17 protein-coding genes are annotated in these 19,211 nt (G+C 67.1%); 8 read left to right on the top strand and 9 right to left on the bottom strand.

Features of this window, described 5'->3' with window-relative positions; all coding sequences use genetic code 11:
* Positions 1-29 precede the first annotated feature (29 nt).
* Positions 30-776 carry an NRDE family protein gene (locus ACSX1D_RS20265; protein WP_439860167.1) on the bottom strand — a complete coding sequence of 249 codons (747 nt, stop codon included), beginning with the start codon at positions 774-776 and terminating at the stop codon, positions 30-32.
* Between the two features lie 339 nt (positions 777-1,115).
* On the opposite strand from ACSX1D_RS20265, the gene ACSX1D_RS20260 reads away from it, so the two are divergent.
* From ACSX1D_RS20260 to ACSX1D_RS20245, 4 genes are all read left to right on the top strand, one after another.
* Positions 1,116-1,898, top strand: a complete 783-nt coding sequence (locus ACSX1D_RS20260; RefSeq protein ID WP_439860166.1) for a sulfite exporter TauE/SafE family protein — start codon at positions 1,116-1,118, stop codon at positions 1,896-1,898.
* A 10-nt stretch (positions 1,899-1,908) separates the two neighbouring features.
* Positions 1,909-2,703, top strand: a complete 795-nt coding sequence (gene lgt, locus ACSX1D_RS20255) for a prolipoprotein diacylglyceryl transferase (RefSeq protein WP_439860165.1) — start codon at positions 1,909-1,911, stop codon at positions 2,701-2,703.
* Complete coding sequence (locus tag ACSX1D_RS20250) at positions 2,700-3,494, top strand: thymidylate synthase (protein ID WP_439860164.1); 795 nt, start codon at positions 2,700-2,702, stop codon at positions 3,492-3,494. The genes lgt and ACSX1D_RS20250 overlap by 4 nt, the downstream gene beginning before the upstream one ends.
* Before the next feature lie 189 nt (positions 3,495-3,683).
* Positions 3,684-4,751, top strand: a complete 1,068-nt coding sequence (locus ACSX1D_RS20245) for a transporter substrate-binding domain-containing protein (protein WP_439860163.1) — start codon at positions 3,684-3,686, stop codon at positions 4,749-4,751.
* On the opposite strand, the gene ACSX1D_RS20240 is transcribed toward ACSX1D_RS20245, so the two are convergent.
* The gene (locus ACSX1D_RS20240) at positions 4,733-6,133 is read right to left on the bottom strand and encodes a GTPase/DUF3482 domain-containing protein (protein ID WP_439860162.1); all 1,401 of its coding nucleotides are present in this window, start codon (positions 6,131-6,133) and stop codon (positions 4,733-4,735) included. The two genes, ACSX1D_RS20245 and ACSX1D_RS20240, sit on opposite strands and share 19 nt — an antisense overlap.
* Positions 6,126-7,520 (bottom strand): DUF2868 domain-containing protein, encoded by a 1,395-nt coding sequence (locus tag ACSX1D_RS20235; RefSeq protein ID WP_439860161.1) that lies wholly within the window; start codon positions 7,518-7,520, stop codon positions 6,126-6,128. Before ACSX1D_RS20235 ends, ACSX1D_RS20240 begins: the two co-directional genes overlap by 8 nt.
* A gap of 154 nt (positions 7,521-7,674) precedes the next feature.
* Here ACSX1D_RS20235 and ACSX1D_RS20230 point away from each other — a divergent pair, with 154 nt between their 5' ends.
* Together ACSX1D_RS20230 and ACSX1D_RS20225 are read left to right on the top strand one after the other, a co-directional pair.
* The gene (locus tag ACSX1D_RS20230; protein WP_439860160.1) at positions 7,675-8,844 is read left to right on the top strand and encodes a diguanylate cyclase; all 1,170 of its coding nucleotides are present in this window, start codon (positions 7,675-7,677) and stop codon (positions 8,842-8,844) included.
* A 36-nt stretch (positions 8,845-8,880) separates the two neighbouring features.
* A complete protein-coding gene (locus ACSX1D_RS20225; RefSeq protein WP_439862374.1) occupies positions 8,881-9,405 on the top strand; it encodes a dihydrofolate reductase in 525 nt (174 codons plus the stop codon).
* A gap of 61 nt (positions 9,406-9,466) precedes the next feature.
* On the opposite strand, the gene ilvD is transcribed toward ACSX1D_RS20225, so the two are convergent.
* The 6 genes from ilvD to ACSX1D_RS20195 form a co-directional block, all read right to left on the bottom strand.
* Complete coding sequence (gene ilvD / locus ACSX1D_RS20220; RefSeq protein ID WP_439860159.1) at positions 9,467-11,305, bottom strand: dihydroxy-acid dehydratase; 1,839 nt, start codon at positions 11,303-11,305, stop codon at positions 9,467-9,469.
* Positions 11,306-11,547: 242 nt separating this feature from the next.
* Positions 11,548-12,405: an ABC transporter permease gene (locus ACSX1D_RS20215; RefSeq protein WP_208707362.1), complete on the bottom strand. Its 858-nt coding sequence runs from the start codon at positions 12,403-12,405 to the stop codon at positions 11,548-11,550.
* A gap of 13 nt (positions 12,406-12,418) precedes the next feature.
* Positions 12,419-13,651 (bottom strand): ABC transporter permease, encoded by a 1,233-nt coding sequence (locus tag ACSX1D_RS20210; protein WP_439860158.1) that lies wholly within the window; start codon positions 13,649-13,651, stop codon positions 12,419-12,421.
* A 66-nt stretch (positions 13,652-13,717) separates the two neighbouring features.
* Positions 13,718-14,791 (bottom strand): ABC transporter substrate-binding protein, encoded by a 1,074-nt coding sequence (locus ACSX1D_RS20205; protein ID WP_439860157.1) that lies wholly within the window; start codon positions 14,789-14,791, stop codon positions 13,718-13,720.
* A gap of 30 nt (positions 14,792-14,821) precedes the next feature.
* A complete protein-coding gene (locus ACSX1D_RS20200; protein ID WP_439860156.1) occupies positions 14,822-15,940 on the bottom strand; it encodes an ABC transporter ATP-binding protein in 1,119 nt (372 codons plus the stop codon).
* A 373-nt stretch (positions 15,941-16,313) separates the two neighbouring features.
* Complete coding sequence (locus ACSX1D_RS20195) at positions 16,314-17,342, bottom strand: Ldh family oxidoreductase (RefSeq protein ID WP_439860155.1); 1,029 nt, start codon at positions 17,340-17,342, stop codon at positions 16,314-16,316.
* A gap of 160 nt (positions 17,343-17,502) precedes the next feature.
* Here ACSX1D_RS20195 and ACSX1D_RS20190 point away from each other — a divergent pair, with 160 nt between their 5' ends.
* Both ACSX1D_RS20190 and ACSX1D_RS20185 read left to right on the top strand, forming a co-directional pair.
* Positions 17,503-18,396: a MurR/RpiR family transcriptional regulator gene (locus ACSX1D_RS20190; RefSeq protein ID WP_439860154.1), complete on the top strand. Its 894-nt coding sequence runs from the start codon at positions 17,503-17,505 to the stop codon at positions 18,394-18,396.
* Between the two features lie 9 nt (positions 18,397-18,405).
* Positions 18,406-19,164 (top strand): ABC transporter substrate-binding protein, encoded by a 759-nt coding sequence (locus tag ACSX1D_RS20185; RefSeq protein WP_439860153.1) that lies wholly within the window; start codon positions 18,406-18,408, stop codon positions 19,162-19,164.
* Positions 19,165-19,211: the final 47 nt, after the last annotated feature.

The following is a 19,211-nucleotide window of genomic DNA, read 5'->3' as shown; positions in this document are numbered from 1 at the left end:
GTGCTTGGCGTCCGGTCCGCCGGACCTCCTCAGCATTCGAACTCGATCTCGCCCAACGGCTTGCCATAGGGGCCGTAGCGCCGCTCGACCAGTTGCCGCGAACCGTCGGCGCGCACCATCAGCGCCGTGCTGGCGAGGGTGCCGTAGCTGCGCGTGGCGATGAAGATACCTGAGAGCAGGCGCTCGGTATTCAGGCCGACACCGGTGTCGGGCAGCGCGGAATCCGGCGGTTGCTGAGGGTCGTGCAGCAGGTCCAGGAGTGATGGTGCCTGGGGTTCGATCAGGCACTCGCTGAGCAGCGCCTTGCCCTTCTCGACCTTTGGCCAGGGCGTGTCCAGGGCGGCGTTGGACAGGCCGTAGATGCCTTCGGAAAGCTGCTGCGGGGTGCCCTCGCGGGAGTTCAGCAGCCACAGTTGCCGGGCGTCGCCGACCAGCAGGTTGAATGCCGAATAGTCCCCGGCGCGCTCGGCCAGCTCGGCCAGGAACGCCTCGGGGCCAAGCTCGCCGCGCAGGAATTGCACCGGCAGCTCGCCGCGCGAGCGGCCGAACGGCGGCTGCCGCGGGTCGCGAATATTGGTCAGGGCGGCGTAGCGGCCCTGGGGGCCCACCGCCAGCCAGGTCCCGCCGGCTTGCAGGTCCCGTCCGCCGTAGATGCCCGGGGCGTCTTCCCAGGGGGCCAGTGGCTGGCTCGGCCGGTCATAGAATTCGTCGCGGTTGGCGGCCAGCACCAGTGGCAAGGGGTGCGAGGGGCGCCAAGCGAATACGATCAGGCACATAGAAACTCCTTGAGTGACGGGACTCTGAAGGTGTGTCTCGGTAGCCGACCGTGACCTCACTGCGGCCCAGGCGGGCCAGAGTCCAGTTCCAGCAGATGCGTTTTCCTGTTGTGACAGTTCGCTCCTGAAGCGCCCAACATTCGCCCGACAGCTTAGGGCTGACGGCCGGCTAGGGGAAGGGGTAACGGGCCAATTTGCGAGGTCGAACGGTCCCCCTCTCGTGGCTGAAGGCGCGATGTTGCGGCCGGGCGCGGCGGCAGGCGACCCGCCTGCGGTCTGCGGCGGTGGAGTGCGGATGCCCGCTTCCGTTACCATGCCGCTTTGCTTGCGGGGGCCTCGATGGAGCTGTTGCTGTATTTGCTGCTGGGAGCGGCCGCGGGGGTGCTGGCGGGCCTGTTCGGGGTCGGCGGCGGGATGATCATCGTGCCGGTGCTGGTGCTGAGTTTCAGCGCCCAGGGTTTCGATCCGCTGGTGCTGACCCACCTGGCGGTCGGCACCTCCCTGGCGACCATCGTCTTCACCTCGATCAACTCGGTCGTCGAACACCACCGCAAGGGCGCGGTGCGTTGGCCGGTGTTCGCCTGGATGACCCTCGGCATTGTCCTCGGCGCCGGCCTGGGCTCGCTCACCGCCGCCGCTATCCAGGGACCGATGCTGCAGCGGATCATCGGCATGTTCGCGATCTGCGTGTCGATTCAGATGGCCCTGGACCTGCGCCCCAAGGCCGGCAGCACGGTGCCGGGCAAGGTCGGCCTGGGCGCCGCCGGCGGCCTGATCGGCTGGGCCTCGGCGATCTTCGGCATCGGCGGTGGCTCGCTCAGCGTGCCTTTTCTGGTCTGGCGCAGCCTGTCGATGCAGCAGGCGGTGGCCACCTCGGCTGCCTGCGGTCTGCCGATCGCCGCGGTCGGAGCGCTGAGTTTCATGTGGCTGGGCTGGGACAATGCCGAGCTGCCGGCCTGGAGTCTGGGCTACGTGTATTTGCCGGCACTGGCTGGGGTGGCCTGTACCAGCATGTTCTTCGCGCGCTTCGGTGCGCGCCTGGCGCACCGCTTGTCGCCGCGCGTGCTCAAGCGTCTGTTCGCCCTGCTGCTGTTCGGCGTGGGCCTGAATTTCCTGATTTGAGGAGTGTTGCATGCTGCCTTACCCGCAGATTGACCCGGTGGCCATAGCCCTGGGACCGCTGAAGATCCATTGGTACGGCCTGATGTACCTGATCGGCATCGGCGGCGCCTGGTGGCTGGCTTCGCGCCGGCTGCAAGCCTTCGAACCGCGCTGGAACAAGGAGAAGCTTTCCGACCTGGTGTTCTGGGTAGCCATGGGCGTGATCCTCGGCGGCCGCCTGGGCTATGTGCTGTTCTACGACCTGGCCGCCTACCTCGAGCAACCGAGCCTGATCCTCCAGGTGTGGAAGGGTGGCATGTCGTTCCACGGCGGCTTTATCGGCGTGCTGCTGGCCACCTGGTGGTTCGGCAGCCGCAACGACAAGGGCTTCTTCCAGCTGATGGACTTTATGGCACCGCTCGTCCCCATCGGCTTGGGCGCGGGCAGGATCGGCAACTTCATCAATGCCGAGTTGTGGGGCAAGGCCACCGACCTGCCCTGGGCCATGGTCTTCCCCACAGATCCGCAGCAGCTGGCCCGTCATCCCTCGCAGCTGTACCAGTTCGCCCTGGAGGGCGTGGCGCTGTTCGCCATCCTCTGGTTCTACTCGCGCAAGCCCCGGCCGACCATGGCGGTCTCGGGCATGTTCGCCCTGTGCTACGGCATCTTCCGCTTCATCGTCGAGTTCGTCCGGGTGCCGGACGCCCAGCTCGGCTACCTGGCCTGGGGCTGGTTGACCATGGGCCAGGTGCTGAGCCTGCCGATGATCCTCGGCGGCCTCGGTCTGATCGCCTTCGCCTACCACCGTCAGGGAGCCACCCGATGAAACAGTATCTCGACCTGATGCGCCGGGTGCGCGAGACCGGCACCTTCAAGAGCGACCGCACCGGCACCGGCACCTACAGCCTGTTCGCCCAGCAGATGCGCTTCGACCTGGCCGAGGGCTTTCCCCTGGTCACCACCAAGAAGTGCCACGTCAAGTCCATCATCCACGAGCTGCTGTGGTTCCTGAAGGGCGACACCAACATCAAGTACCTGAAGGACCACGGCGTCAGCATCTGGGACGAGTGGGCCGACGAGAACGGCGACCTCGGGCCGGTGTACGGGTACCAGTGGCGCAACTGGCCGGCGCCGAACGGCGAGTCGATCGACCAGATCAGCCAGCTGATCGAGATGATCAAGCGCAACCCGGATTCGCGGCGGCTGATCGTCTCGGCCTGGAACCCGGCGCTGATCGAGCAGATGGCCTTGCCACCGTGCCACGCGCTGTTCCAGTTCTACGTCGCCGAGGGCCGGCTGAGCTGCCAGCTGTACCAGCGTTCGGCGGACATCTTCCTCGGCGTACCCTTCAACATTGCCAGCTACGCACTGCTGACCCTGATGGTCGCCCAGGTCTGCGACCTGCAGCCCGGCGAGTTCGTCTGGACCGGCGGCGACTGCCACCTGTACGCCAACCACCTCGAACAGGCCGACCTGCAGCTGAGCCGCGAGCCGCTGCCGCTGCCGACGATGAAGCTCAATCCGGCGGTGCAGGACCTGTTCGCCTTCCGCTACGAGGACTTCGAGCTGGTCGGTTACCAGTCCCATCCGCATATCAAGGCGCCGGTCGCGGTATGACCGCCTTCCGGGCGGCCTGATGCTCAGCGCCGAGCCCCGCAGGCTTTTTGTCGGGGCGCGGGACTGGGCGGTATCACCTGGGCATGGCGGTTCGGCCTCCGACCAGGCCCCGCTTCGGTCATTGGCGGGTGGGCGGCGGCGAAGCATTTGTTACCCTGACGGCTTTGTGTGTTGGGGAGGAAGCTGTTTATGCCGAGGATTCTGAGCGCCGTGCTGCTGTTCTGGCTGGTTCTGCCGAGCTGGGCGGCCGAGCCGTCCGGGCCGCTATTGCGCGTGGGTATCAGCGAAGTGCCGCCTTTCGTCATCCAGGAGGAGAACGGCCAGTGGCGCGGTATCAGCATCGACCTGTGGCAGGAAATCGCCGCCCAGGCCGGTTATCGCTTCGAGTTGCAGCCGATGGCGTTCCAGGAGCTGCTGCCGAGCCTCGAGGCCGACAAACTCGACGTGGTGGTCGGCGCCCTGACCATGACCGCCGAGCGCGAGGCGCGCTTCGACTTCACCCACCCCTTCTACCAGACCGGCCTGGCCATCGCGGTGCCGCGCGAGGGCGAGGGCGGCGGCTGGCATGCCCTGAGGGCGCTGTTGTCCTGGCAGTTCCTCAGCCTGGTGCTGGGGCTGGCGGCCCTGTTGCTGCTGGTCGGCGCCCTGGTCTGGCTGTTCGAGCGGCGGCGCAATCAGGAGCAGTTCGGCGGCAGCCCGGCCCAGGGCCTGGGCTCCAGCTTCTGGTGGGCGGCGGTGACCATGACCACGGTCGGCTATGGCGACAAGGCCCCGGTGACCCTCGGCGGGCGCCTGATCGGCCTGGTGTGGATGTTCGCCGGCCTGATCATGGTGTCGACCTTCACCGCGGCGGTGACCAGCACCCTGACGGTGGGCAACCTGCAGGGCGGCATCCAGGGCACCGATGACCTGCGCCGGGCCCATGTCGCGACCATCGACAAGACGGTCAGCGCACGCTACCTGGAGAATCAGCGTATCCGCCACAGCGACTACCCGAACCTGCTGAGCGCCATGCGCGCGGTGCAACAGGGCGAGGCCGACGCGGTGGTCTACGACCTGCCGATCCTGCAGTACCGCAATGGTGAGCTGGGCCAGGGGGGGCTGCGGGTGCTGCCCGGTACCTTCGAGAACCAGTCCTACGCCTTCGCCCTGGCCAGCGGCAGCCCCTACCGCGAGCAGCTCAGCCAGGCGATCCTGCGAGTCACCGGCAGCGATGACTGGCGCAAGACCAAGGAGCTCTACCTGGGTCGGCCCTGAGTCTGGGCAACGCCGGTGAGCAGCTGATGAGCGAGCTGCTCGACCGCTTCGCGCCGTTCCTCGGAGTCGCGCCAGTGGCGTGGCTGCAGACTCGACCAGCGCGGGTGGGCGCGGGCTCTGCGCAGCGGCTCGGGCAGCGGCTCGTCGCGCCAATCCACGTCGGCCGGCGATTCCAGGCGCAGGGTCGTGGTGGCCGCGTGGCCGCGGGCCGCCAGGGCGTCCAGCAGCTGGCACTGGCGCAGGGCCAGCAGACGCAGCACCGCATCGTCCACCGTCAGTTCATGCTCGCCGCGAAACTTGCCGAGCAGGCGGGTGCCGTAGTTGCGCGCGGTCTGCAGTCCGCCGCCGGCCAGGGCGCCGATCAGCGCGGCGGCGCCGAGGGTGATGCCGCCGACCAGCAGGTCGATGCCGGCGCCGGTTGCCGCGCCGGCGGCCATGCCGCCGCCGACCTTGAGGCCGAGCTGCCGAAGGGTTTCCGGGTTGAACAGGTCATCGCCCCAGCGGCCGTCGAGCAGCGGCAGCTCGCCGGCCCGGGCATCTTCCGGGCGGAAGGCGTAGAGCCGCAGCAGGGCCTCGACACAGCGCTGTTCGCGCTCACGGATGGCCTCGCGTAGCTGTTCGATCGCCTGGCGCTCCGGCTCGGCCTGCGCGGCGACGCTGCGGCGGCAGGCGGCGCAGTCGATCAGCAGTTCGGCGATCAGCCGGGCGCCGGCGTGTCGGCGGCTTGTGCGTTGCGCCTGGTGATCGTCGATCAAGCGCTGCAGTGGCGCCTGGGCCTTGTCCAGCAGCAGCGCCAGGCTCTGGTACAGGCGTCGCTCGCCGTCTTCGGGTGGCGCCACCGTGTCGAAGGCGACCCGGGCATGCAGGCCCAGGCGGGCCAGGACCGTGGCCCAGTCCGCTTCGCGATGCGCGCCGCTGGCGACGAAGTTGAGGACCGGCAGCAGCGGGCGGCCGGTCATGCTCAACACCGCCAGTTCGTCGCGGTACTTGGCCAGCACCGGCTCGCGGGCGTCGATCACGTAGAGCCCGGCGTCGGAAGCCAGCAGCTGGCGTAGCACCTTGGCCTCCTGCTCGAAACGCTGGCGCGCTTCGCTGCCGTCGAGGAAGCGGGCCAGGCGCGCCGGCCCGTCGAGGCGTTCGCCGGGTCGGTCCTGGCGCTCCAGGTAGTCGAGCAGGGCGATGGCGTCTTCCAGGCCGGGGGTGTCGTACAGCTCCAGCAGCGCCTCGCCGTCCACCGACAGCCGTGCGCCCTCGACGTGACGGGTGGTGCTGGCCCTGGGCGACACCTCGCCGAAACCGACGTCGCGGGTCAGGGTGCGCAGCAGCGAGGTCTTGCCGACATTGGTGTGGCCGACCACGGCCAGTCTCAGGGGGCTAGTCATGGCCCGTCTCCAGCCAGGTCAGGGGCGCCGCGTCGCCGTGGGGCAATTGCAGCAGCGCCAGGGCGTCGTGCCAGTCGGCCAGGCGCGCGGCGTCCAGGGCTTCCCCGGGCGGCGCCGGCAGCAGCCAGATGCGCGTGGCGCCGGCGCTGCGCGCCAGCTCGCCAAGCAGCGCCAGGCTGCCGCGGTCCGGCGAGCGGCGTGGGTCGCAGGCCACCAGCAGGCGCGCCGGCGGAAAGCGGCTGAGCTGTTCGAGCAGGCGCTGGCGCTGTTCGCGGCTGTCGATCACCCCGGCGTCGCCGACGCCCGCGGGCAGGCTCGGCGGCCAGAGGCGGCGCTCGTCCAGCTCGACGGCCACCAGCAATGCCCCCTCGCTGCCCTGCGGGCCCGCCGCTGCCGGCTCCTGGGTTGTGGCAGCGGGCGCCGCGTCGCACACGCCGAGGCGCTCGCTGCCCGGCAGCAGGCGCTCGCGCAGCAGGTCGTAACCGGGCAGCCTTGTGTCCAGGACCAGGCGCGCACCGCCGCGGCGCCAGCGCCACAGGCACAGCAGCATCAGCAGCAGGCGCGGCAGCAGGCCATAGACCAGCAGCACGCCGAGCAGCCAGGCCGCCCAGCCGTGGCGCGCCGCCTCGCTGGTCAGGGCACCGGCGCCGCTGGCGCGGATCAGCTCGGCGTCCGGCAGGGCGAAGCCGAGCAGCCCCGGCAGAGCGCCCAGGGCCTGGGTCAGGGCGATGAAGGTGTCGCCGCCGAGAATCGTGCTCTCCCAGATGAAGCCATAGCGGCGGGTGGCGAGCAGGGCCAGCAGGCTCAGCAGGGCGGCGAGCAAGGCCAGCAGCCACAGGCCGTGCACCAGCACGCCGAGTCCCCAGCGGCCCAGGCGGGCGCGTTGCAGCAGCAGGAGCAGCGCCGGGGCCAGCTGCGCGGAGCGGGCATCGCGGGCGAGCTTGTCGCTGAGCCACAGCCACAGGCGGCCGAGGGCGCTGGCGTTGTCGCCGCCCAGCAGCAGACCGAGGCCCCAGCCGAGTAGCAGCAGCAAGTCGAGGCCCAGCAGGCTGCCCAGGGCCCAGAACACGTTGACCGGGCGCTGGCCGTCGCCCAGGGCGGCCACGGCCAGTCCGCCGCCACTGAGCAGAGCCAGCAGCAGCAGGGTGGCCAGGGCGAGGCGGGCACCCTGCTGCCAGTGCCGCAGCGCCAGCAACAGGCCGTCACGTTCGGCGAGCAGCAGCGCGCGGGCCTGGATGCGTGCGGCCAGGTTGCCCCCCGCGGCACGGGCTCGGCGGTTGGCTTCGCCATCCTCCAGCGGGCCGGCCTGCTCCTCGCGCAGGCGAATCGCTTCGCTCAGCCACAGGCGTTGCAGTAGATTGAGGCTCGGCTTCTCGGTTGGGCTCACGCGACGTTCCAGTGGCGGGTGGAAAACAGAGCATAACCGCACGGTCGCAGCCATGGCACGGCCACGCCGCTATACTTCCCCAGCCAGGCCGCTTGGCCAGGCGGCGGGTCGCCCGGTGCCGACTGTCCAACCGAACAATAATGCGAGTGCCGCCGTGAAGTTACCGCATCTGGATTGGGTCAATCAGGACTCCCCCTACCTGCGTCAGCATCATCAGGGCTTCCGTACCCTAAGCTTTACGGACGAGCTGGAGCCGGCGTTCCGGCGTTATCACGCCAATGCCTTTCTGGTGCGGATGCGCTGGGCGCTGTTGGTGGCCATGGTGCTGGCACTGCTGTTTGCCGTGCTGGATTTCATAACTCTGCCGGAGCAGCTGAACGACCGGCTCCTCAGTCTGCGCCTGGGGGTGATTCAGCCAATGCTGACGCTCGCCTGGTTGGCCACCTACCGCCGTGAGCTGCGTGATTATCTGCAGATAATCGGCGGCACCGTGGCCTTGCTGTGCGGGTTGGCGGGGGTGGGCATTATCGGCGTCGCTCGCCACCATGCTTTCTCCTTGCCCTATGAGGGCATCATCCTGGTCACCGTCTTCTTCTATTTTCTAATCGGTCTGCGATTCACCACCGCGGTGTTGTGCGGCTGGTTGATATTTTTTGCTTACCTGGCGGTGGAACTGACCTTCGATACAGTGACGGAAGTGCTGCTCAACAATTTATTGTTCCTTGCGTTGGCCAACGTCATCGGCTCGGTCGGCTGTTATTTCCTGGAGTACGCCACACGGCTGAATTTTCTCGCCCTTGGCTTGCTCCAGGACCTGGCGGACAAGGACTTTCTCACCGGCCTGTTCAATCGCCGCGCCTTCACCGAGCGCGCCGAGCGCAGCTGGCGGCAGGCCCAGCGCGAGGGGCGCGCCTTGGGGCTGGTGATGATGGATGTGGATTTCTTCAAACGCTACAACGACCACTACGGCCATGCCGCCGGTGACGAGGCGCTGCGCCAGGTCGCCAGGGTGATAGGCGAGCACGTCAGGCGTCCGCTGGACTGCACCGCCCGCTACGGTGGCGAAGAGTTCGTCGGCTGCTGGTACGACCTGGGCGAAGAGCAGATGCTGCTGATTCTGGAGAAGATCCGCAGCACCACCGAGGCCCTGGGCCTGCCCCATGGGCAGTCGGATGCGGCCGCCGTGGTCACCCTCAGCATCGGCCTGGCCTACCTGATCCCGCAGCCACGCCAGAGCCTGGAGGACGCTCTGCGCGTGGCCGACGAGGCCCTGTACCTGGCCAAGGAACAGGGGCGCAACCGGGTGGTGTGCAAGAAGCCCTGACGGCGCCGAGGCTTCAATCATCGGCGCCGAGTGGGTATCCTCGCGGCCATGAAAACTTCCCTGCCTCTCTGTCTGATCGCCGCCCTCGCCGATAACCGGGTGATCGGCCGCGACAATCAACTGCCCTGGCACCTGCCGGCCGACCTCAAGCACTTCAAGGCGCTGACCCTGGGCAAGCCGATCATCATGGGTCGCAAGACCTGGGACTCCCTCGGCAGGCCGCTGCCGGGCCGCCTCAATCTGGTGGTCAGCCGCCAGCCGGGGTTGCAGCTGCAGGGTGCCGAGGTGTTCGCCTGCCTCGATGGGGCGTTGCAGCGGGCCGAGGCCTGGGCCCGCGAAACCGGCGCCGAGGAGCTGATGCTGATCGGCGGCGCGCAGCTCTATGCCCAGGGCCTGGAACGCGCCGATCGCCTGTATCTGACCCGCGTGCGCCTCAGCCCCGAGGGCGACGCCTTCTTCCCCGAGTTCAGCGAGCGCGACTGGCAGCTGGACTCGAGCAGCGAACAGGTGGCGCAGGACGCCGCGCCGGCCCACGCCTTCGAGACCTGGAGCAGACGCTAGACTTCGCGCCCAGGCAGAAAAAAGCCCGGCCATTGGCCGGGCTTTTTCATGGACTCGGCATTTAGCCGTCCAGCAGGCTCTTGTCGCGAACCGCGCCCTTGTCGGCGCTGGTGGCGAGCAGGGCATAGGCCTTGAGCGCGGTGGTGACCTTGCGCGGGCGGGCCTCGACCGGCTTCCAGCCCTTCTTGTCCTGGGCGTGGCGGCGGTGGGACAGTTCTTCATCGCTGACCAGCAGGTTGATGCTGCGGTTGTGGATGTCGATCTTCACCTTGTCGCCTTCCTGTACCAGGCCGATGGCGCCGCCGGCGGCGGCCTCCGGCGAGGCATGGCCGATGGACAGGCCCGAGGTGCCGCCGGAGAAGCGGCCGTCGGTGAGCAGGGCGCAGGCCTTGCCCAGGCCCTTGGACTTCAGGTAGCTGGTGGGGTAGAGCATCTCCTGCATGCCCGGGCCGCCTTTCGGCCCTTCGTAGCGGATGATCACGATGTCGCCGGCTTTGACCTCGTCGGCGAGGATGCCGCGCACGGCGCTGTCCTGGCTCTCGTAGATCTTCGCCGTGCCCTCGAACTCGAGGATCGATTCGTCGACCCCGGCGGTCTTCACCACGCAGCCGTCCAGGGCGATGTTGCCGTAGAGCACGGCCAGGCCGCCTTCCTGCGAATAGGCGTGCTCGACGCTGCGGATACAGCCGTTCTCGCGGTCGTCGTCCAGGCTGTCCCAGCGGGTGCTCTGGCTGAACGCGGTCTGGGTCGGGATGCCGGCCGGGCCCGCCTTGAAGAAGGTGTGCACGGCCTCGTCCTGGGTCTGGGTGATGTCCCAGTCGGCGATGGCGTCGGCCATGCTGGGGCTGTGCACGGTAGCCACGTCGGTGTGCAGCAGGCCGCCGCGGGCCAGTTCGCCGAGGATGCCGAACACGCCGCCGGCGCGATGGACGTCTTCCATATGGTACTTCTGGATGTTCGGCGCCACCTTGCACAGCTGCGGCACCTGGCGCGACAGGCGGTCGATGTCCTTCAGGTCGAAGTCCACCTCGCCTTCCTGGGCGGCGGCCAGCAGGTGCAGGATGGTGTTGGTCGAACCGCCCATGGCGATGTCCAGCATCATGGCGTTCTCGAAGGCCTTGAAGTTGGCGATATTGCGCGGCAACACGCCCTCGTCGCCTTCGCCGTAGTAGCGCTGGCACAGTTCGACCACCAGGCGGCCGGCGCGCAGGAACAGCTGCTCGCGGTCGCTGTGGGTGGCCAGGGTCGAACCGTTGCCCGGCAGGGAAAGGCCCAGGGCCTCGGTCAGGCAGTTCATCGAGTTGGCGGTGAACATGCCGGAGCAGCTGCCGCAGGTCGGGCAGGCGCTGCGCTCGTACTCGGCGACCTTCTCGTCGCTGGCGGTGTCGTCGGCCGCCACCACCATGGCGTCGACCAGGTCCAGGCCGTGGCTGGCCAGCTTGGTCTTGCCGGCTTCCATCGGCCCGCCGGAGACGAACACCACCGGGATGTTCAGACGCAGGGCGGCCATCAGCATGCCGGGGGTGATCTTGTCGCAGTTACTGATGCAGACGATGGCGTCGGCGCAGTGGGCGTTGACCATGTATTCCACGGAGTCGGCGATGATCTCGCGGCTCGGCAGGGAATAGAGCATGCCGTCATGGCCCATGGCGATGCCGTCGTCGACGGCGATGGTATTGAATTCCTTGGCCACGCCGCCGGCCTTCTCGATCTCGCGGGCGACCAGCTGGCCCATGTCCTTCAGGTGCACGTGGCCGGGGACGAACTGGGTGAAGGAGTTGGCGACGGCGATGATGGGCTTCTTGAAGTCCTCGTCCTTCATCCCGGTGGCGCGCCAGAGGGCGCGGGCGCCGGCCATGTTGCGGCCGTGGGTGGAGGTTTTCGAGCGGTAATCGGGCATGGCGGTCAATCCTGGGGAGGCTGTTCAGGTCACGGGTTCGAGTCCCGCTGGTAGTACGTATGTTGAGCGCGATGCGCGCCGCTGGCAAACACCAGTGAGCGTCTGCGAGGGGGCGGGGCCGAATGGCTGGACGGGATCACCGCTCGCTCGGCCTGGGCTCAGGAGTCCGCCTGGGTTGGGGCAGGGTAGAGGGATTCTAATCCCAGGCGGCGCGCGGGTGAAAGCGTGGTCCGACGTCGGGGCTACTCGATCAGCTCGATGCCGCGCAGGCGCTCGGCGCGCCGACGCAGCAACTCGATGGTCACCAGCAGGGCAATGGACACCAGGATCAGCAACGTGGCGATGGCCAGGATGCTCGGGTTGATCTGCTCGCGCAGGCCCGAGAACATCTGCCGCGGGATGGTGCGCTGCTGGGGGCCGGCCATGAACAGGATCACCACCACCTCGTCGAAGGAGGTGATGAAGGCGAACAGCGCGCCGGAGATCACCCCGGGCCGGATCAGCGGCATGATGATGTCGAAGAACACCCGCAGCGGGGTGGCGCCCAGGTTGATCGCCGCGCGCACCAGGGAGTAGTCGAAGCCGGTCAGGGTGGCGGTGACGGTGATGATCACGAAGGGCGTGCCCAGCGCCGCGTGCGCCAGGATCACCCCCAGGTAGCTGCCGGCCAGGCCCAGGTCGGCATAGAAGAAGAACATGCCGGCGGCGGTGATGATCAGCGGCACGATCATCGGTGACAGCAGCAGGGCGGTGATCAGCCGGCGTTGGGGCATGTCGTCGCGCGACAGGCCGACCGCGGCGCAGGTGCCTAGGGCGGTGGCGATCAGGGTGGCGAAGAAGCCGATGAAGAAGCTGTTCTGGATCGCCAGGATCCATTTCGGGTCCTTGAAGATCTGCTCGTACCAGCGCAGCGAGTAGGCCTCGGGCTGCAGGCGCAGCATGCCCTCGGTGAAGCTGAAGAACGGCTCGACGTTGAACGACAGCGGCACTATCACCAGGATCGGCAGGATCAGGAACAGCAGCACCAGCCAGGAACTGGTCTGCAGCAGCCAGGCACCGAAGCGGTGCCAGAAGCCGAAGTAGGCGGGAATCTTGCTCATCGTTTGTCTGCTCCTAGCCCAGCTTGATATTGCTGGCGCCGACGAAACGGTCGTACAGCCAGTACAGCACCAGGATCAGTCCCAGCAGCAGCGAGCCGAGGGCGGCGGCCAGTTCCCAGTTGTTCGAGCGCTGCATGTGGAAGGCGATGATGTTGCTGATCATCTGGCCATCGGTACCACCGACCAGCGCCGGGGTGATGTAGTAGCCGACCGAGATGATGAACACCAGCAGCGCCCCGGCGCTGAGCCCCGGCAGGGTCATCGGGAAGTAGATGCGGACGAAGGCCGGAATCGGCCGGGCACCGAGCGACATGGCGGCGCGCAGGTAGCTCGGGTCGATGCCGCGCATGACGCTGTACAGCGGCAGGATCATGAACGGCAGGAGGATGTGGGTCATCGCCACCACGGTGGCGAACGAGGTGTAGAGCATCTCGAAGGGTGCGCCGATCAGGCCGGTGCCGAGCAGGAAGGAGTTGATCACACCGTTGGTCTGCAACAGGGCGATCCAGGCCGTGGTGCGCACCAGCAGCGAGGTCCAGAAGGGCAGCAATACCAGCACCAGCAACAGGTTGGCGCGGTTCTCCGGCAGGCCGGCAAGGTAGTAGGCCAGCGGATAACCGAGCAGGGCGCAGAGCAGGGTGATGACCAGCGCCATGTTCAGGGTCTTGGTGTACAGCTGGACATAGATCTGCGTGTCCTCACGCATCTGGATGCCCTGCTCGGGGTGCAGTTCCAGGTCGAGGGCGGTGAGGTAGTAGTCGTAGGTGTAGGCCTGGCCGGCGCGTTGGATGGCGAACCACAGCGCCGGTTTCTGCCAGTTGCGATGGGCCTCGAGCACGGTCTCGGCGCCCTGGCTGGCCAGTTGCTCGGCATCGAGCCGGCGCACCTTGCGCGCGGTGGACTTGACCACGCTGGACATGCCGGCATAGGCGCGGTTGAACTCTTCGGCCAGCTTGCCGGACAGGCGTTGTTCGGCCAGGCCCTGCAGTTCCGTGGCGAACACGGTGAAGGTCTGCGGGTCGGGGGTGGTCTTGCCGTCCCAGCGCTCGAGTTCGGCCAGGGTCTGGGGGATCAGTTCGGCCACGGTCGGGTGGTGCACGCTGCGCCAGAGCATGGTGCCGATCGGGGCGACGAAGGTCAGCAGGATGAAGGCGAGCAGTGGTACGACGAACAGGAAGGCGGTGATGCGCTTCTTGCGTCGGGCGCTGGCGGCCTGGCCGGCTTCGGTGGTGGTCAGGGAAGACAAGCGGCGACTCCTAAACGACGCGGTGGCGGCCCTCATCCCCGGGGCGGGGATGAGGGCCTGGGAGTGTTACTTGAGCAGCCACTCGTTGAACTTCTCGCCGAGGGACTCGCCGTAGTCGGCCCAGAACTCCGAGCCGGCCTGGAGGCCGACATCCAGGTGAGCGGTCGGCAGGTGCGGGGCGGCGGCTGGGTCCATCATCGGCGCGGAGGACTTGCGGGTCGGGCCGTAGGCCACGTCCGACATGCCGGCCAGCGGCTTGGACTGGGTCGCGTAGGCGATGAACTTGAAGGCCAGGTCCTTCTTCGGCGAGCCCTTGAGCACCGACCAGGCGTCGAGGTCATAGACGTGGCCATCCCAGACGATCTCGAAGGGTTTGCCTTCCTGGCGGATGGCGTCATAGAAACGTCCGTTGGCCGACTGCACCAGCACCGCGCCGCCGTCGTTGAGCAGTTGCGGAGCCTGCGACCAGGAGTCGAACCAGACGATGTCGTTCTTGATGGTGGCCAGCTTGTCGAGGGCGCGTTGCTGGCCTTCCGGGGTGGCCAGCACCTCGTAGACCTCTTCAGGCGCTACGCCATCGGCCAGCAGGGCCCATTCCATGTTGACCTGCGGGCGCTTGCGCATGGCGCGCTTGCCGGGAATCTTCTTGGTGTCGAAGAAGTCCTCGATGGAGGCGGCGGGGGTGCCACCGATGGTGTCCTTGTTGTAAGCGAAGACCACCGACCAGACGATGTTGCCGATGGCGCACTCACTGGCCAGGGCTTCGGGGATGAAGTCCTTCTCAGCCGGGGTGCCATCGGCGCCGGCCGGCAGGATGTCGCGCGGAATGGTTTCCAGCAGGCCCTCGGAGCAGGCCCGCTCGAGGTCGATCACCTCGACGTCGACCACGTCCCACTGGATGTTGCCGGACTCGACCTGGGCCTTCATTTCCGCCACGCCGCCGGAATAGTCCTCGAACAGCACCTTGATCCCGGTGTCCTTCTGGAACGGGTCGATCATGTGGTTCTTCTGCGCCGCGCCGTAGGCGCCGCCCCAGGACACCACGGTCAGGCTTTCCTCGGCGCTGGCGGCGAAGGACGCCGTGCCCAACGCCGCAGCCAGGGCGAATGCGGAAAAGCTGGTAGTCAGTGATCTAGCCATTGCTGTGCTCCATTGCCTGTTGTTGTGTTATCACGACGCCGTCGGAACGGCGGGGCGGTCCAGGGCCTGGCTGTCCTGCGGCAGCCAGGCCAGGGCAACCTCGTCCTGGGCGCTGAGTTGCGGGGCTGAACTGTCGTTCAGGTTCTTTACCACCAGCTCGGTGCCGTCGGCGGTCTCGAAGTGGTAGCGGATGTATTCGCCGACGTAGTGGCGGGTGACGAAGCGTGCCTTGACCTGATTGCCGGCGCTGCCGAGGCGGTCGGTGAAGGTGAGTTTCTCCGGACGCACCGACACCATGGTCGGCAGGCCGACTTCGGTGCAGTTGGCCTTCAGGGTGTTGACCTGGGCACCGTCTTCCAGGCGCACGCTGACGGTCTCGTCGCCGACCGCTTCGATGGTGCCCTTGAGCTTGTTGCTCTCGCCGATGAAGTCGGCCACGAACAGGTTGGCCGGGCGCTCGTAGAGCACGTCGGGCGCGGCGCATTGCTGAACGATGCCGTTGTTGAACACGGCGATGCGGTCACTCATGGTCAGGGCTTCGGTCTGGTCGTGGGTGACGTAGATCACCGTGAAGCCGAGTTGCTCGTGCAGGCGCTTGATCTCGAACTGCATCTGCTCGCGCAGTTTCTTGTCCAGGGCGCCGAGGGGTTCGTCCATCAGCACGATGTCCGGGGCGAAGATCAGCGCCCGGGCCAGGGCCACGCGCTGGCGCTGGCCGCCGGACAGCTGGCCGGGGTAGCGCCCGCCGAAGTCCTGCAGTTCGACCAGGGCCAGGTATTCGTCGACCTTGGCGCGGATCTCCTCCTTGGGCCGTTTGCGGATCTTCAGCGGGTAGGCGAGGTTCTCGCGCAGGGTCATGTGCGGGAACAGCGCGTACTGCTGGAACACCATGCCGATGTTGCGCTGATAGGGGGCGATGCTGGTGACCGAACGGCCGTTGATCAGGATTTCGCCGCTGGTCACGTCTTCGAAGCCGGCGAGCATCATCAGGCAGGTGGTCTTGCCCGAGCCGGAAGGGCCGAGCAGGGTGATGAACTCGCCCTTGGCCACGTCCAGGTTGAAGTCCTTGACCACCAGGGTCTTGTGGTCGTAGGTCTTCTTCACATTGGTGAATTGCAGGAACGCTTTTTGCCCAGCCTGGTCCGCCATATCCCTCCCTAGCCTCCGATCAAAACAGGCTTCCGGCTCTTGGCCTTGGCCCGACTCAATGATTCGACCAACCGCTCTCGATTGTTACGAACAGTCGTGATGGACATAACCAAAAGCAATAAGTACGCCAGTCCCACCCGGCGGCGTGCGACGGCGCTGCCGCTGTTGCTAAGCCTAGTTCAGCTTGGCGCGAGCGTGAGGGCGATGTGCAGGGCGGTAACAATCAATCTTGGGCAAGGCACCCGACGACACGCACCGCAGCGGTGCCGGGCACCTTGTGAGCGGAACCGGGCGCTGTTGGGGGGGACAGGTGCGCAGAAGGGGCGCGGTGTAGTGCCATGGCCGCGCCCCGGGCGGATGGAGCGCGAGTGGCTCAGGCGTCACCGAAGGCCAGCCGGCGCAACCTGTTCACTTCGTCCGCAGGCAGGTTGATGCCATGCCGTTCGCTCCGGAGGCGTTGTTGATAGCGGCGATCACCAGGTTGGCGCTGCTGTCCGGCCCCGTGCATGCGGGCGATCAGCTGTTCGCAGCGGGCGGCGAAGTTGTTGCCGGCGCCGTGGCTGGGGTCGATGACGATCAGCAGCTGTCCGGTCCAGGGCGTCTGCGCGCCGGGATGGCCCGACCAGTCGAACTCGAAGGAGAAGTGCCCGCCGGTCAGGGCGGCGGCCAGCAGTTCGACCATCATCGACAGGGCCGAACCCTTGTAGCCGCCGAACGGCAGCAGGGCGCCACCGTCGAGAATCGCCTGGGGCTCGCGGGTGGGCTGGCCGTGGTGGTCGACGCCATAACCCTCGGGCAGCCGGTGACCGGCGCGGGCGGCGATCTGCACGTCGCCATTGGCGATGGCGCTGGTGGCCAGGTCGAAGACCAGCGGTTGGCCCTGCGCGCGGGGGGCGGCGAAGGCAATCGGGTTGGTGCCGAACAGTGCGCTATGGCCGCCGTGGGGCACCACGCAGGCGAAGCTGTTGACGAAGGACAGGGCGACCAGGCCCTGCTGGGCGAAGGGTTCGACGTCCGGCCAGAGCGCGGCGAAGTGGTGCGAGTTGCGGATGGCCAGCAGGGCGATACCCGCCGCTCTGGCTTTTTCTTCCAGCAACGGGCGAGCGGCGGCCAGGGCCGGTTGGGCGAAGCCGCCAGCGGCGTCGACGCTGACGAAGGCCGGCGCCAGGTCTTCCACCACTGGCTCGGCCCGGCCGTCGACCCAGCCGCTGGCCAGGCTCGACAGGTAGCCGGGGATGCGGAAGATGCCGTGGCTGTCGGAGCCGTCGCGTTGCGCGCTGGCGCAGTTGTCTGCCAGGCAGCGAGCGACGTGGGGCGAGGTGCCGTGACGCTCGAAGATGGCGGCGAGCAGGGTGCTCAGCTCGGCGAAGCCGATGGTTTCCAGCTGGACGGCGGGGGGCATGGGGCTACTCCTGGAGCGTTGGGAAGAGGTGGGTTGTGCCGGCGCAGTGGCCTGGCGTGAGCGCACAGCGGCGGCTCACTATCCGTTCGTGCAAGTTTGCTGTCAATGCTTGACTGAATGACAGAAAACATTCAGGTTAGATGGCAACGGAGGGTCATTCATGAAGCAATCGGTCAAACAACGTCTCGAGAGCAGCCTGGAGCAGTCGACCGCCTCGGGGCGGACGATTGCCAACTACATGCTGGCCAATCTCAACGAGCTGCCATTCCAGACATCCGCGGCCATCGCCGACCGGCTCGGGGTGAGCGAGTCCACGGTCGGGCGCTTCTGCCGGGCCCTTGGCTACAGCCACTTCAAGGCGTTGAAGAACGACCTCAAGGAGGACCTGGGCGATAGCCCCTGGTTGATCGGTGATCGGCTCAAGGAATTCCAGCAGCACAGCGGCCAGGATGCGCAGAACGCCTCGCGCAGTCTCGAGCTGGAAATCGCGTCGTTGGTGCAGGTCTACGAGCACAGCCGCAGCCCCCAGTGGCAGGCCGTGGCGCAGCGCCTGGCGGGCGCCTCGCGGGTATTTGTCGCCGGCTTCCAGACCGAGCGCGGTATCGCCGTGTCGGCCGTGCACCTGTTGCAGTACCTGCGCGACGGGGTGCAGCTGGTCGATGGCGCATCCGGGCACTTCGGCGAAGTGTTGCTCAGCCAGCCGGGGCAGACCGCGCTGCTGGTGTTCGAGGCCCGCCGCTATTCGCAGCACGCCCAGTTGCTTTGCCGCAAGGCGCGCGAGGCGGGCATCAAGGTGACCCTGGTGACCGACCCCTATTGCGAGTGGGCGGACGCGCATGCCGACGAGGTGTTTCGCGTGCCCACCGAAATGAACCTGTTCTGGGAGTCGACGGCGGCGATGCTGTCGCTGGTCCATCTGCTGGTCAACGAGGTGTTCCGCAATCTGGGCCCTGGCGTCGAGGCACGCTTGGAGGCCACCGCCGCACTGCATAACGAGTTTGTCGGCTACACCACGTCGCCGGGATTCAGCAAGAAAAGCCATAACAACAAGTAGAGGTGAAGCATGAATCGAGTCATGGGTTTAGCAGCCGCATGTGCACTGACCTTCGGCGCCCTGGGAGCCGCCCAGGCAGAGCCGTTGCGTATCGCCACCGAAGGTGCCTATCCGCCCTTCAACTATGTCGACTCGAACAATGAGCTGCATGGCTTCGATGTGGATATCGCCAAGGCGCTGTGCAGCCAGATGAAGGTGGAATGCACCCTGGTGGCGCAGGACTGGGACGGCATCATCCCGGCGCTGATGGCCAAGAAGTACGACGCTGTGGTGGCGTCCATGGTGGTGACCGAGGAGCGGCAGAAGCAGATCAGCTTTACCGATCGCTATTACCGCACCCGCCTGGCTGTGGCGGTGCCCGAGGACTCCGCGCTGGCCGATACCACGCCGGCTTCGCTGGACGGCAAGATAGTCGGCGCCCAGTCGTCCTCGACCCAGAGCATCTACGCCGAGGACGTCTATGGCGCTGCGGGCGCCGAGGTCAAGCTCTATCCGACCCAGGACGACGCCAACAACGACCTGGCCAACGGCCGCCTGGATGCGGTGGTCAACGACAAGTTTCCGCTGCTCGACTGGTTGGGCAAGAGCGGCAAGGACTGTTGCAAGCTGCTCGGCGACATCCAGGGCAGTGACGATGATGTGGCCATCGCCGTGCGCAAGGACGATCGGGCGCTGCGCGAGCAGCTGAACAAGGCCCTGGCGGAGATTCGCGCCAACGGCACCTATGCGCGGATCGTCAGCCAGTATTTCCCCTTCGACATCTATTGAAAGAGCGTTGCCGTCAGGCGCTCGTATGAACCCAGCGTGGCTCGTCC

The organism is Pseudomonas sp. MBLB4136 (assembly GCF_051904765.1).
Lineage (GTDB): Bacteria > Pseudomonadota > Gammaproteobacteria > Pseudomonadales > Pseudomonadaceae > Aquipseudomonas.
Note: the sequence above shows the minus strand (reverse complement) of the source record. Positions and strands in the feature narration are given on the sequence as shown.